At 75.7% G+C, this 13,597-nt stretch carries 15 protein-coding genes; 9 read left to right on the top strand and 6 right to left on the bottom strand.

The features are described 5' to 3' along the window. Positions 1-11 precede the first annotated feature (11 nt). Complete coding sequence (locus tag EV376_RS27040; RefSeq protein WP_130327796.1) at positions 12-749, top strand: DUF2470 domain-containing protein; 738 nt, start codon at positions 12-14, stop codon at positions 747-749. 103 nt (positions 750-852) lie between these two features. On the opposite strand, the gene EV376_RS27035 is transcribed toward EV376_RS27040, so the two are convergent. From EV376_RS27035 to EV376_RS27025, 3 genes are all read right to left on the bottom strand, one after another. Beyond that, a complete protein-coding gene (locus EV376_RS27035; RefSeq protein ID WP_130327794.1) occupies positions 853-1,449 on the bottom strand; it encodes a TetR/AcrR family transcriptional regulator in 597 nt (198 codons plus the stop codon). 85 nt (positions 1,450-1,534) lie between these two features. Continuing rightward, positions 1,535-2,290 (bottom strand): ABC transporter permease, encoded by a 756-nt coding sequence (locus EV376_RS27030; protein ID WP_130327792.1) that lies wholly within the window; start codon positions 2,288-2,290, stop codon positions 1,535-1,537. Beyond that, entirely contained in the window at positions 2,287-3,015 is a 729-nt protein-coding gene (locus EV376_RS27025) for an ABC transporter ATP-binding protein (protein ID WP_130327790.1), read from the bottom strand. The genes EV376_RS27030 and EV376_RS27025 overlap by 4 nt, the downstream gene beginning before the upstream one ends. A gap of 126 nt (positions 3,016-3,141) precedes the next feature. On the opposite strand from EV376_RS27025, the gene hisI reads away from it, so the two are divergent. From hisI to EV376_RS27010, 3 genes are all read left to right on the top strand, one after another. Continuing rightward, entirely contained in the window at positions 3,142-3,567 is a 426-nt protein-coding gene (gene hisI / locus EV376_RS27020) for a phosphoribosyl-AMP cyclohydrolase (protein ID WP_130327788.1), read from the top strand. Next, positions 3,564-5,111: an anthranilate synthase component I gene (locus tag EV376_RS27015; RefSeq protein ID WP_130327786.1), complete on the top strand. Its 1,548-nt coding sequence runs from the start codon at positions 3,564-3,566 to the stop codon at positions 5,109-5,111. Before hisI ends, EV376_RS27015 begins: the two co-directional genes overlap by 4 nt. Before the next feature lie 155 nt (positions 5,112-5,266). Beyond that, positions 5,267-5,782: a Trp biosynthesis-associated membrane protein gene (locus EV376_RS27010; protein ID WP_130328886.1), complete on the top strand. Its 516-nt coding sequence runs from the start codon at positions 5,267-5,269 to the stop codon at positions 5,780-5,782. 69 nt (positions 5,783-5,851) lie between these two features. Here the strand turns inward: EV376_RS27010 and EV376_RS27005 are convergent, their stop codons facing one another. Continuing rightward, on the bottom strand, positions 5,852-6,115 hold the full coding sequence (locus EV376_RS27005) for a hypothetical protein (protein ID WP_130327784.1): 264 nt from the start codon (positions 6,113-6,115) through the stop codon (positions 5,852-5,854). A gap of 512 nt (positions 6,116-6,627) precedes the next feature. Here EV376_RS27005 and trpC point away from each other — a divergent pair. From trpC to trpA, 3 genes are read left to right on the top strand one after another with little or no spacing between them, the layout of a single operon-like run. Then, positions 6,628-7,431 carry an indole-3-glycerol phosphate synthase TrpC gene (gene trpC, locus EV376_RS27000; protein WP_207228616.1) on the top strand — a complete coding sequence of 268 codons (804 nt, stop codon included), beginning with the start codon at positions 6,628-6,630 and terminating at the stop codon, positions 7,429-7,431. Between the two features lie 31 nt (positions 7,432-7,462). Beyond that, positions 7,463-8,695: a tryptophan synthase subunit beta gene (trpB, locus tag EV376_RS26995; protein ID WP_130327780.1), complete on the top strand. Its 1,233-nt coding sequence runs from the start codon at positions 7,463-7,465 to the stop codon at positions 8,693-8,695. 5 nt (positions 8,696-8,700) lie between these two features. Next, positions 8,701-9,498, top strand: coding sequence for a tryptophan synthase subunit alpha (trpA, locus tag EV376_RS26990; protein ID WP_130327778.1), 798 nt, complete (start codon positions 8,701-8,703; stop codon positions 9,496-9,498). 30 nt (positions 9,499-9,528) lie between these two features. Here the strand turns inward: trpA and EV376_RS26985 are convergent, their stop codons facing one another. Continuing rightward, positions 9,529-10,092, bottom strand: a complete 564-nt coding sequence (locus EV376_RS26985; RefSeq protein ID WP_130327776.1) for an NUDIX domain-containing protein — start codon at positions 10,090-10,092, stop codon at positions 9,529-9,531. 103 nt (positions 10,093-10,195) lie between these two features. Here EV376_RS26985 and lgt point away from each other — a divergent pair, with 103 nt between their 5' ends. Then, entirely contained in the window at positions 10,196-11,461 is a 1,266-nt protein-coding gene (gene lgt / locus EV376_RS26980; protein WP_130327774.1) for a prolipoprotein diacylglyceryl transferase, read from the top strand. Between the two features lie 14 nt (positions 11,462-11,475). Then, positions 11,476-12,663 carry an FAD-dependent oxidoreductase gene (locus tag EV376_RS26975; RefSeq protein ID WP_130327772.1) on the top strand — a complete coding sequence of 396 codons (1,188 nt, stop codon included), beginning with the start codon at positions 11,476-11,478 and terminating at the stop codon, positions 12,661-12,663. A 37-nt stretch (positions 12,664-12,700) separates the two neighbouring features. Here EV376_RS26975 and EV376_RS26970 read toward each other — a convergent pair whose 3' ends face one another. Continuing rightward, the gene (locus EV376_RS26970; RefSeq protein ID WP_130328885.1) at positions 12,701-13,537 is read right to left on the bottom strand and encodes a GNAT family N-acetyltransferase; all 837 of its coding nucleotides are present in this window, start codon (positions 13,535-13,537) and stop codon (positions 12,701-12,703) included. Positions 13,538-13,597: the final 60 nt, after the last annotated feature.

The following is a 13,597-nucleotide window of genomic DNA, read 5'->3' as shown; positions in this document are numbered from 1 at the left end:
GAGGTCGTGCCATGCGGCCCAGCCCGGCGGAGATCGTCCGCACCCTCGTCGCGGGCCGGCTGCCCGGCCTCGTCCACGTGGCCCACCGGCCCGGCCCGCACCACGTCCGGCACGTCACCGACCCGGACGGCCGCGTGCTGCTGCTGGTGCCGGTCGTCAGCGACCTCGCCGCCGCGCTCCGGCCCGTCGACGGCGGCGGCGAGGTGGCGGCCGTGCTCGACGTGCTGGACCTGCCGCCGGCCGCCGGGGCACCCACGCTCGGCCGCGCCTGGGTCTCCGGCTGGGCCCGGCAGCTGCACGGCGTCGAGGCGCGCGCCGCGGCGGTCGACTTCGCTGCCGTGGACCCCACCGGCGACCTGCTCGACGTCGGCACCCGGTTCCGGCTGCACCGCTTCGAGGTGGTCGAGGCCCGCTGGGAACGCGCCGGCTCGGTGCGCCGGATCGACCCCGAGGCGTACGCCGAGGCCGAGCCGGATCCGCTGCACCCCGTCGAGGCGGCGCTGCTGGCCGACCTCGCCGACCACCACGCCGACCAGCTGTCCGGGTACCTGCGCCGGCAGCTCGGCCTCGGCGACGCCGGCGCCGCGCCGCGGGTCGTGCGCATCGACCGCTACGGGCTGCTCGTCACCTACGGCCGGCGTGGTGCCCCACGACGCGCGCGCCTGACGTTCCCGACGCCGCTGGCCGGCGAATCCGACCTGGCGCGCGTGCTGCACCCAGTGCTCCATACCGCCCACGACCACGCGTGAACCGCGCCCGCCCACCCGCGCCGATCACGGAGTTGTGGTGCCGGACAGGTGACGGATATGGCGATTCGCGACCACCGGAACTCCATGCTCGGCGAGGAACTGGTCAGCTGGTCAGGGGGCCGGTGAGGTAGCGCTGGATGGTGGGGGCGATCGCGGCGACCAGGGTCTCCGGGTCGGCGGACGCGACCGGCTCCAGCTTGATGACGTGCCGCATCATGGCCAGGCCGGCCAGTTGGCTGGCCACCAGCGACCCGCGCAGCGGCACCTCCGCCGGGTCGAGGTCGAGGTGGTCGAGGACCCGGCGCAGCACCTGGGTGGTCAGGAACTCGCGCAGCAGGCGGGCCGTCCACTCGTTGCTCACCGCCGAGCGGAGCAGGGCCACCCCGGCGGTGCCGGCCGGCGAGTCCCACAGGCCGAGGAACATCCGGACCAGCCGCTCGCCGATGCCGTCGCGGTCACCGGCGAGCACCTTCGGCAGCAGTTCCCGGGGATCGGCGGGCGCGTTCATCGCGGTCAGGAAGAGCTTGTCCTTGCTGCCGAAGTAGTGGTGCACCAGCGCCGGATCCACCCCGGCCTCGCCGGCGATGGCGCGGATCGACGCCTTGTCGAAGCCCCGCTCGGCGAACGCCGTCCGCGCCGCCGCCAGGATCGCCTCCCGGGTGTCCGGGTTGCCCGGTCGCCGTCCGGTCCGCCGCCTCATCGCCGCCCTTCGCTCGTCGCCGTAGGTGGGTCTCCGCCGGCCGTGCGCCGCCGCCGGACCCGGGGGACCGGCGGCGGCGAGCCGCTCAGCCGCTGCGCCGCCGCAGGGTGGCCGCGGCGAGCACCAGCGCCAGCACCGCGGCGCCGCCCACGATCGCCAGGTCGCGCCACATCGTGCCGGTCGGCTCGGCGTTGGCCCCGACCTCCTGCAGCGCCTCGACGGCGTACGACAGGGGCAGCGCGTCGCTGACCGCCTGGAGCCAGCCGGCCATCTCGCCCCGCGGCACGAACAGCCCGCAGAGCAGCAGCTGCGGGGCCACCACGACCGGCATGAACTGTACGGCCTGGAACTCGGTGCGGGCGAAGGCGCTGCAGAACAGTCCGAGCGCGACGGCGAGGATCGCGTTGACGGCCGCGATCAGGATGACCAGCCCGGCGCTGCCGGCCGTCTCCAGCCCGAACAGCCAGTACGCCACGGCCGACGCGACCGCCGCCTGCACCACGGCGGCCAGGCCGAACGCGATGCCGTACCCGAAGAGCAGGTCGAGCTTGCCCAGCGGGGTGGTCAGCAGCCGCTCCAGCGTGCCGGTGGTGCGTTCGCGCAGCATGGCGATGCTGGTCACCAGGAACATGATGATGAACGGGAAGAACCCCAGCATCACCAGCGCGATCCGGTCGAAGGGCGACGGCCCGCCCGGCGGCGCCGGCTGGTCGACGAACATGTAGTAGACCAGCGCGAGCAGCACCGCCGGCACGAGCACGAGCAGCGCGACGGTACGCCGGTCGTGGCGCAGCTGGCGCAGGATGCGGCCGGTGGTGGCCGCGAGGATGCGTGGATTCATGACGTCTCCCGTCCGGCCTCGCTCGCGCGGATCATCCGCAGGAACGCCTCCTCCAGGTCGTCGACGCCGGTGCTCGCGCGTACCGCGTCCGGGGTGTCGTCGGCGATCAGCCGGCCCTCGCGGATCAGCAGCAGCCGGTCGCAGCGGGCCGCCTCGTCCATGACATGGCTGGAGACGAGCAGGGTGGTGCCGGTCGCGGCCATCGCGTGGAACCGGGCCCACAGCTCGGCCCGGAGCACCGGGTCCTGCCCGACCGTCGGCTCGTCCAGGACCAGCAGCTCCGGGTCGCCGACCAGCGCGCAGGCCAGCGACGCCCGGCTGCGCTGGCCGCCGGAGAGGGTGCCGACCAGCTGGGTGGCCGCGTCGGCGAGACCGACGTCGGCGATCGCCCGGTCGGCGTCGGCCTGACCCCGGCCGTGCAGCGCCGCGAAGTAGCGGGCGTTCTCCCGGACGGTCAGGTCCGCGTACACGCTCGGCGCCTGGGTCAGGTAGCCGACCCGTTGGCGCAGCTCCGGGGCGCCGGCCGGGCGCCCGAGCACGGTCACCGTGCCGGACGTGACCAGCTGCACGCCGACCAGCGCCCGCATGAGGGTGGTCTTTCCGCTGCCGCTCGGCCCGAGCAGGCCGGTCACGGTCCCGCGCGGCACCGTCGCGCCGATCCCGTGCAGCACCCGCCGCCCGCCCCGGTCCACGACCAGGTCACGGACGGCGACGGCGTCCTCCATCGCACACCTCCCCGAAACTCATCGTCTGTTGAACTCAACGGTAGGTGAAATTCTGCCCGGTTAGCAAGGCCCACCTCGCGGGAGCCCGCTCCGTCCGCCGGGCGGCGTACGGGAGAATGGCTGACTGTGCCCGTACCTGACGCCCCGGTGACCCGCGCTGCCTCCGGCCCGGTCCGGCCCTCCCGCCTGGATCCGGCCATCGCCGCCCGCCTGCGGCGCACCCCGGACGGCCTGGTCGCCGCCGTGGTCCGCCAGCACGACACCGGCGAGGTGCTGATGGTCGCCTGGATGGACGACGAGGCGCTGCACCGCACGCTCACCACCGGCCGGGCCACCTACTGGTCCCGCAGCCGCCGCGAGTACTGGGTCAAGGGCGCCACCTCCGGCCACCATCAGTACGTCCGCTCGGTCGCCCTCGACTGCGACGGCGACGCGTTGCTGGTCAGCGTCGACCAGGTCGGCCCGGCGTGCCACACCGGGCAGCGCACGTGCTTCCACACCGAGCTTCCGGTGGCCGGCGTGCTCGGGAACGAAGGGCAGGTCGAGGCATGACCGACGGCAGGGTGAGCCCGGACGAGAGCACCTTCGCGGAACTGGCCGCCCGGTGGCGGGTGGTCCCGGTCACCCGGCGGCTGCTCGCCGACGCGGAGACGCCGGTGGGCGTCTACCGGAAGCTGGCCGGCGGCCCCGGCACCTTCCTGCTGGAGTCCGCCGAGCAGGGCGTCGGCTCGGCGGGGATGGCCTGGTCCCGGTACTCGTTCATCGGCGTCCGCAGCGTCGCCACCCTGACCGAGCGGGACGGCTCGGCGGTCTGGGCGGGCCGGCCGCCGGCCGGGCTGCCCACCGGCGGCGACCCGGTGACCGTGCTGCGGGAGACCGTCGCGGCGCTGGCCGGCCCGGCCGCCGACGCGGGCCTGCCGCCGCTGACCGGCGGCATGGTCGGCTACCTCGGGTACGATCTGGTCCGGCGCTTCGAGCGGCTGCCCGAGCGCACCGAGGACGACCTCGGCGTGCCCGAGCTGGGCATGCTGCTCGCCACCGACCTGGTGGTGCTCGACCACTACGACGGCTCGGCGATCCTGGTGGCCAACGCGATCCTCCCGCCGCCGGACGCGCCGGACCGCGAGGCGGCGGTCGCCGCGGCGTACCACCACGCGGTCGGGCGGCTGGACGCGATGACCACGGCGCTGTCCCGGCCGATCCCGCCGATGATCTCCACGGTCGACCGCGCGCCCGCGGGGGAGGTGCGCTGCCGTACGCCCGAGGGCGGCTACCCGAAGGCGGTGGAGGAGGCGAAGGAGGCGATCCGCGCCGGCGAGTGCTTCCAGATCGTCCTCGCCCAGCGCTTCGAGCGGGCGACCTCCGCCGACCCGCTCGACGTGTACCGCGTGCTGCGCACCACCAACCCCAGCCCGTACATGTACCTGCTGCGCTTCGACGGCTTCGACATCGTCGGGTCGTCGCCGGAGGCGCACCTGAAGGTGACCACCGAGGCCGACGGGCAGCGGCGGGCGCTGCTGCACCCGATCGCCGGCACCCGGCCCCGCGGCGGCACCCCGGAGGCCGACGCCCGGCTCGCCGCCGAGCTGCTCGGCGACCCGAAGGAGCGGGCGGAGCACGTGATGCTGGTCGACCTGGGCCGCAACGACCTGGGCCGGGTCTGCCGGCCGGGCACGGTCGAGGTGCCCGAGTTCGCCACCATCGAGCGGTACAGCCACGTCATGCACATCGTCTCCACGGTGGTCGGCACGCTCGCCGACGATCGCACCGCCTTCGACGCGCTCGCCGCGACCTTCCCGGCCGGCACGCTCTCCGGAGCGCCGAAGGTGCGGGCCATGGAGATCATCGAGGAGCTGGAGCCGGTGCGGCGCGGTCTCTACGGCGGGACGGTCGGCTACTTCGGCTTCGGCGGCGACCTCGACATGGCGATCGCGATCCGCACCGCGCTGATGCGCGACGGGCGCGCGTACGTGCAGGCCGGCGCCGGGGTGGTGGCCGACTCCGACCCGGCCGCCGAGGACCAGGAGACGCGGAACAAGGCCGCCGCCGTGCTGGCCGCGATCGCCGCCGCCGAGACGCTCCGGGCCGCCCGGTGAGCGCGAGGAGTGAGCTTGCGAGCCCCGCAGTCGCGAACGAAAGGCGGTCCGGTGAGCGCGAGGAGTGAGCTTGCGAGCCCCGCAGTCGCGAACGAAATGGCGGTCCGGTGAGCGCGAGGAGTGACCTGGCGGGCCGGCGTGAGCTGACGTACGCCATGCTGCTCGGCCTGGCCGGCGCGGGCCTCGCGGTGTGGGCGGCGACCCGCGGCTGGGCGGTCGAGCTGACGCCCCGCCCGGCGCCGCTGCCGCCGGTCCGGGAGGCCCGCACCGGCGCCGACCTGCTGCCCTGGTTGCCCGCGCTGGCCCTGGTCGCGCTGGCCGGCTGCGGAGCGGTGCTGGCCACCCGGGGGCGGGCGCGGCGGCTGCTCGGCGGCCTGCTGGCGGTGCTCGGGGCGGCGGTGGCGGCCGGCGGCGGCTACGGCCTGGGCGCGGCGTTCGCCGGCGAGGTCGACCGCCAGTGGCCCCTGCTCTGCCTGCTCGGTGGCGTGCTCGCCGCGGCCGGCGGCCTGCTGACCGTGGCCCGGGGCGCGCGGTGGCCGGCGATGGGCGCCCGCTACGAGCGGCGGGCCCGGACGCCGGAGCCGGCGCCGGTCGCGGGCCCGGTGACCGGTCGCCGCACCGCGGAGGCGTGGGACGCGCTGGACCGCGGCGAGGACCCGACGGACGACTGACCGCCCGGCGCGGGCGGTCGGGCCTCCGGCGGCCTCCGGGCGGCGGCGGGCATCGGCCCGCGGCCGGGCTCAGCCCACCGGCTGCCGGTCGCGAGCCGGCCGGCGGTCACGGGCGGCGGCGCGGGCCGCGGCCAGTTCGGCGACCAGGCGGTCCAGCTCGGCCCGCTGGTCGGCTCGGGCGCGGTCGGCGCAGACCGCCTCCCACGCGTTGCCCCGGGCGGTACGCATGCGCCCCTCGCCGATCACGGCCCGCTCGAGCGTGTGCACCACACCGACGGCCAGCGACGCGACGGTACGGGAGATGGTGGTGAGGCCGATGCTCTCAGTGCTCATGTCAACCCCGTACGGATCGTTCTGGTGACTCGGGCGGACGCCAGGTCGAGTCTGCCCGAGGGACATGCTCGTCGGCTCACGTTTCGCTGACGTGACCGCCGGGTCAACTCTCCGGCCTGGGCCCTGGCCAGGGAAGGGCCGTTCGTCCTTGAGCTTGCTCACAACATCGACGGCCGTCGTGGCGGCGTCCGTGAGCGACGTCGCCGGGCCACGCGCCGCCCCCGGCCGGATCCGCACCCAGATAGCATGACGTCGATGTCCTGGGTGATTCTTCCGGCGCCGGTCGGCCACGCCCCGCGGCTGGGCGTGGTGGCCGTACGTGATCCGGTCCTCACCCGAAGTCGGGCATTATGCCGCAGCCCATTTCGTGAGGAGCGCCATACCCCCTGCGGTCGGCGTCCGGCGACGCCCCCTAGCATCGGCCCATGACACCCGGAGAGGGGAGTCCGTTGGTGACTGCTGAGCATGCGCACGCGGAAGGGGCCGACGCCGGTCCGGCGAAGCCCGGGAGTGTGCTCGACGAGATCCTGGCCGGCGTACGCGAGGACGTGGCCCGGCGGCAGGAGCAGGTGCCGCTGGAGCGCATCCGCGAGCTGGCCGCCGCCGCACCGCCTCCGCTGGACGCGTACGCGGCCCTGCGCAAGCCGGGCGTGGCGGTGATCGCCGAGGTGAAGCGTTCCTCGCCGTCGAAGGGACGGCTGGCGGAGATCGCCGACCCGGCCGACCTCGCCGGCGAGTACGCGGCCGGCGGCGCCCGGGCGATCAGCGTGCTCACCGAGGGGCGCTGGTTCGGCGGTTCGCTGGACGACCTCGCCGCCGTCCGGGCCGCGGTCAACGTCCCGGTCCTGCGCAAGGACTTCGTGGTCTCCAGCTACCAGGTGCACGAGGCCCGCGCGCACGGCGCCGACCTGGTGCTGCTGATCGTCGCCGCCCTGGAGCAGAACGCGCTGGTCGGCCTGCTCGAGCGGATCGAGTCGCTCGGCATGACCGCGCTGGTCGAGGTGCACGACGAGGAGGAGGCCGACCGGGCGCTGGAGGCCGGGGCGCAGGTCATCGGGGTCAACGCCCGCGACCTGCGTACCCTGGAGGTCGACCGCTCGGTGTTCGAGCGGATCGCGCCCGGCCTGCCCAGCAGTGTCGTCAAGATCGCCGAGTCCGGGGTGCGCGGCCCGCACGACCTCATCCGGTACGCCTCGGCCGGCGCCGACGCGGTCCTGGTGGGCGAGGGTCTGGTCACCCAGAAGAGTCCCCGCGAGGCGGTGGCCGAACTGGTCAACGCCGGCAACCACCCGGCGACACCCCGCCCGGTGCGCTGAACGCCCCGGGCCCGCAGCGAGAGGAGCCGCGATGAGCGTCGACGCGCCGGCCCCGACCGGTTCGTACCCGGACGCCACCGGGCACTTCGGCCGCTTCGGCGGCCGGTTCGTCCCCGAGGCCCTGGTGGCCGCGCTGGACGAGCTCGACGGGGCGTGGCGCACGGCGGTCGCCGACGAGTCGTTCCGGGCCGAGTTCGCCGCCCTGCTGCGGGACTACGCCGGCACCCCGTCCCTGCTGTACGAGGCCCGGCGGCTCTCCGCGAAGGTCGGCGCGCGGGTCCTGCTCAAGCGGGAGGACCTCAACCACACCGGCGCGCACAAGGTGCGCAACGTGCTCGGCCAGGCCCTGCTGACGAAGCGGATGGGCAAGAAGCGGGTCATCGCCGAGACCGGCGCCGGCCAGCACGGGGTGGCCACCGCCACCGCCGCCGCCCTGTTCGACCTCGAGTGCGTGGTCTACATGGGCGAGGTCGACACCCGGCGGCAGGCGCTGAACGTGGCCCGGATGCGGATGCTGGGGGCCACCGTCGTGCCGGTCACCACCGGGTCGCGCACCCTCAAGGACGCGATGAACGAGGCGATGCGCGACTGGGTCGCCAACGTCGACGACACGCACTACCTGATCGGCACCGCCGCCGGCCCGCACCCGTTCCCGGCCATGGTCCGCGACTTCGTGCGCGGCATCGGCGACGAGGCGCGCCAGCAGTGCCTCGACCTCACCGGCGCCCTGCCCGACGCGGTCACCGCCTGCGTCGGCGGCGGCTCCAACGCGCTGGGCATCTTCCACGCGTTCGTGGGCGACCCGGACGTGCGCCTGTACGGCTTCGAGGCCGGCGGCGACGGCGTGGCGACCGGCCGGCACGCCGCGAGCATCACCGGCGGGTCGTCGGGCGTGCTGCACGGCACCCGCACGTACGTGCTCCAGGACGCCGACGGCCAGACCGTCGAGTCGCACTCGATCTCCGCGGGGCTGGACTACCCGGGCGTCGGGCCGGAGCACGCCTGGCTGCACGACACCGGCCGGGCCAGCTACCTGCCGGTGACCGACGCGGAGGCGATGGCCGCGTTCGAGCTGCTCTGCCGCACCGAGGGCATCATCCCCGCGATCGAGAGCTCGCACGCGCTGGCCGGCACCGTCGCGATCGCCCCGAAGCTCGCCGCCGAGCTGGGGCGCGAGCCGGTCGTGGTGGTCAACCTCTCCGGCCGGGGTGACAAGGACGTGCACACCGCCGGCGAGTACTTCGGCATCCTCGACAAGGAGTGACGAGCGTGAGTCGGATCGGGGTCGCGTTCGACAAGGCACGGGCTGACGGCCGGGCGGTCCTGGTCGGCTGCATGCCGGCCGGGTTCCCCACGGTCGAGGGGAGCATCGCCGCGATGACCGCCATGGTCGAGGCCGGCGTGGACGTCATCGAGCTGGAGATCCCGTACTCGGACCCGGTGATGGACGGGCCGGTCATCCAGAAGGCGAGCGACATCGCGCTGGCCGGTGGCGTCCGGGTCGCCGACGCGCTGCGCGTCGTCGAGGCGGTCGCCGCGACCGGCGCGCCGGTGGTGACGATGACCTACTGGAACCCGGTCGAGCAGTACGGCGTCGACGCGTTCGCCCGGGATCTCGCCGCCGCCGGCGGGACCGGGCTGGTCACCCCCGACCTGATCCCCGACGAGGCGCAGGAGTGGCTGGCCGCCTCGGACGCGCACGGGCTGGACCGGACGTTCCTCGTCTCGCCGTCCTCGACCGACGCCCGGCTGCGGATGACCGCCGAGCACTGCCGCGGTTTCGTCTACGCGACGGCGCTCATGGGGGTGACCGGCGCCCGGGCACAGACCTCCGAGGCGGCGCCGGTGCTGGTGTCGCGCCTCCGGGAGGTCACCGACGTGCCGGTGGGCGTCGGGCTGGGCGTCAGCAGCGGCGAGCAGGCCGCCACGGTGGCCGGGTACGCCGACGGCGTCATCGTCGGCAGCGCCCTGGTCCGCTGCCTCCTGGACGTCCCGGACCTCGCGTCGGGCCTGACCGCCCTCCGCGCCCTCAGCGCCGAACTGGCGACCGGCGTCCGCACCCCGTAACCCGTCCCCGGTCACCCACCGCCGCGTCGATCATGGAGTTGTGGTGGGTGTTGCGCCCGGTCCATCCCGTTCTGTTCCCACCATGAGCCCATGATCGACCGGCGCTGGCGGGCGCGGGGGTGGGGTGCGGGCGGGGGATGCGGGGGATGGGGGGGATGGGGGGACGGTGTGGAGTACGCCGCTGCGCCCTGCCAGGGCGTCGGTCAGGGCGGCGCGCGTCGCCGGCGTCAGCGTCCCGGGCAGCTCCGACGGGTCGTGCCAGGAGAGTCGGCAGCCGCCGACCGGAGCGTCCGCCGGCGCCGTCCCGAGCGCCCGGGCGCGGAAGACGTGCACGAGCACGTCGGGCAGCGGGCCGCCGCGCCCGGCCGGGGGCATTCCCGGCTCGGTCAGGTGGTAGAGCCCGACCAGGTCGACCACCTCGACATCCCAGCCGGTCTCGACCCGGATGTCGCGGGTCACCGCGCGCGCCGGGCTCCGCCCGGGGCGCAGCCGCCCGCCGGGCAGCGCGTACCGCCGCTCGCCCTGCCGGCAGAGCAGCACCCGCCCGGCACCGTCGGTGACGACGGCGGCGACCGCCCAGGTGAGCGCGCTCATGACAGTCGAGCCTACGGCGGTGCCGACCGGAAGTCATGGAATGGCGATCGCCCGGCGGACCGGGGTGCCACGCGAGGGCCGATCGGCGGTAGCCTGTGCACCCGTGACCCTCGCCTCGCAGACACCCCTGGCGGCATTGCCGAGTCCGACCACCGCCGTGTGGCAGGTGGGCCCCGTCCCGCTCCGCGCGTACGCGCTCTGCATCATCGCCGGCATCGTGGTGGCCTGCTGGGTCACCGAGCGACGGCTGCGCCGGCGCGGGGTCGCCCCCGGCGCGGTGCTCGACATCGCGCTGTACGCGGTGCCGGCGGGCATCATCGGCGCCCGCGTCTACCACGTGATCACCTCGCCGGAGAAGTACTTCGGCACCGGCGGCAACTGGCTCAAGGTGTTCGCCGTCTGGGAGGGCGGTCTCGGTATCTGGGGCGCGGTCGCCGGCGGCGCGCTCGGCGCGTGGTTCGCCGCCCGGCAGCTCGGCATCCCGTTCGCGGTGGTGGCCGACGCCGCCGCCCCCGGCCTGCCCCTGGCGCAGGCGATCGGCCGGCTCGGCAACTGGTTCAACAACGAGCTGTACGGCGGCCGCACCACCCTGCCGTGGGGCCTGGAGATCCACCGGATGGACCCGGACAACCCGGGCCGGGCGCTGCGCGACGACGCCGGGCAGCCCATCCTCGAGGAAGGGCTCTACCACCCGACCTTCGCCTACGAGGCGCTGTGGAACCTGGGCGTCGCCGCCCTGGTCCTGCTCCTCGACCGCCGGCTGAAGCTGGGCCGCGGCCGGGCCTTCGCCCTGTACGTGATGGGCTACACCGCCGGCCGGTTCTGGATCGAGATGATGCGCACCGACGAGGCGAACACGATCCTCGGCGTCCGGCTGAACGTCTGGACCGCGGCCGTCGTCTTCCTCGCCGCGCTGGTCTACTTCCTGCGGGTGCGCGGCCCTCGCGAGTACCTGATCCCGGTCGGCGCGGCGGCGACGCCCGCCCCCGACTCGGACGTGTCCCAGGTCGACCTGTCGGCGCGGGAGGCGGGTTCCCGGTCGGCGGCGCCGGAGGGGTACCGGGTGGTCGGCGAGGAGGAGTTCCGGCGCTGGCGGGAGACCGGCGAGGTGCCGTCGACCGAGACCGAGACCGAGACCGAGAACGCGACCGAGACCGAAACCGGGACCGGAACCGACGCCGACGGCACGACCGACGCCGACCGGTCCGCCGGCACCGACGGGACGACCGACGGGGACGGGACCACCGACGTCGACCGGACGACCGACGCGGCCGACCGGGCGCCCGAGCCGGCGCGCCGGTCGGCGAGCGACGGGGAGGCCGGGGCGGCGGACGCCGCCGGCACCCGCCCCGCCGACCGCGACAGCTGAGCGGGGAGGGCCGCATGCGCAGCGCGGTCGTGGTCGGCGCCGGCATCGGTGGCCTCGCGGTCGCGGGCGCGCTGGCGCGTTCGGGCTGGCAGGTCACCCTCGTCGAGCGCGCCGACCGGATCCGTCCGGAACCCACCGCCGTGGTGCTCTGGCCCAACGGCGTACGCGCGCTGCACGCCCTCGGCCTCGGCGCCGGGCTCGACGCGATCGCCACGCCGCTGCCCGACGGCGGCGTGCGCCGCCCGGACGGCCACTGGCTCGTGCCGCCCCGCTCCGGGCCGGCCGACCGGACGCCGGTCGTGGTGCACCGCGAGGACCTGCACGACGCGCTCATCGCCGGGCTGGGGGACGGGGTCGAGCTGCGGACCGGCGTGACGGTGCGTACCGTGCGCGCCGAGCGGGGCGCCCGCCCCTCGGTCGGCGACGGTCGGGTGACCGTCGAGGCCGACCTGGTGGTCGCCGCCGACGGTGTCGACAGCGTGGTCCGTGCGCAGCTCGCGCCCGAGGCGGCGGTGGTCAGCTCCGGCTGCGCCGCGTGGCGGGCGGTGATCCCCTGGTACCGGGCGCCACGGCTGCCGGCCGACGTCCCCGTCACCGGGGAGGTCCTCGGCGCCGGTTACCGCTTCGTGTCCGCCTCGCTCGGCGAGCGCGGCTCCTCGGGGGCGTCCAGCCGGGGCGGCATCTACTGGGTGGCGACCGCGGCCGGCGCGCCCCGGCCGGAGCCGCCGGAGACCCAGCTCGCCCTGTTGCGCCGCTGGTACGCGGGCTGGCCCGCGCCGATCGCCGACCTGCTCGACGCCACCGACCCGGCCGACCTGGTCCAGCGGGAGATCCGCGAGCTGCGGCCACTGCCCCGCGCGTACGGCTTCCCGGCCGGCCCGGGCGGGGTGGTGCTGCTCGGTGACGCCGCGCACGCCATGCCGCCGCACCTCGGGCAGGGTGCCTGCCTCGCCTTCGAGGACGCCGCGACGCTCGCCGCGCTGGTCCGGGAATCCCGGCTGCCGGACGCGGTGGCCGCGTACGACCGGGCGCGCCGGCCCCGCGCGGCGGCGGTGGTCCGGCAGACCCGCCGCATGTCGGCGGTGCTCCAGGCCCGCGGCCGCCTGGCCCTGCGCGCGCGAGACGCCGCCCTCGGCACCCTCACCCCGCGCCTGCTCGGCAGCGCCGCCGCGACGGCCGCCCAGTGGCGCCCCCCGACCTGACCCCGGGTCGGCGCGGGGGCCGGGAGACCGGGGGCGGTCAGGGGAGGACGGGGGTGGGTTCGGCGATGCAGGCGGTCCCGATGCGGCGGAAGCCGACCCGCAGGTAGACGCGGGCGATCTCCTCGCTGCCGGCGGAGAGGAAGACCAGGTCGGTGCCCGCCGCGAGCAGCGCGTGGGCCAGCGCGGCGGTGACCGCGGCGCCCAGGCCGCGGCGGCGGGCGGCCGGCAGGGTGGCCACACCGGCGATCTCCGCGACGTCGTCGACGCGCATCGCCATCCCGCTCGCCAGCGCCCCCTCCGCGGAGGTGCCGGCCAGCGCCGACAGCCGTCGGCCGTCGGCGACGCGGGCCCGTTCCTCGTCGAGCGCCGCCACGTCCAGCTCGGTGACCGCGGCGTCCCGCTCGGCGGGGCCGGCGGAGCCCCGATCGGTGCCGGGTGCCGAGAACCCGACGGCGGCGACGGCCCGGCGGGCGGCGACCGCCGCCGCGAAGTCCGGGTCCGCCGGGTCCAGCAGCCGCACCGGTAGGTCGCCGAGTGTCGCCGGGTCCGGCAGGGCGGCCGGGTCGAGCACCATCAGCGGCGCCTCGAGCACGGCCAGGCCGGCCGAGCGGGCGACGGGGAGCAGGTCGGGTGTGATCTCGTGCACCCATTCGAAGGCCTCCGGCAGCCCCAGCTCCCGCTGGCGCTCCCGGACGGCGGCGACGTCGGCGAGCGTGGGCGGACCGGCGGCGTCGAGCCGGGGCCGGGCGTAGAACGGCCAGCCCGCGCCCTCCCGGACGAACAGCACCAGGCCGCCATGCTCCTCGGCGCGGGCGGTGTCGCGGGGGACGGCGTCGTAGAAGCGTTCCAGCCGCTCGACCGTATCCTTGTGCACGGAATCCACCGCGCGAGACTACCTGTCCCACAGTCTGGAAGGTGTGATCAATCTGCACTG

The sequence above is a fragment of the Micromonospora sp. CNZ295 genome, from assembly GCF_004217535.1.
The sequence above is the reverse complement of the archived record's forward strand: the minus strand, read 5'-3'. Positions and strand labels throughout refer to the sequence as shown.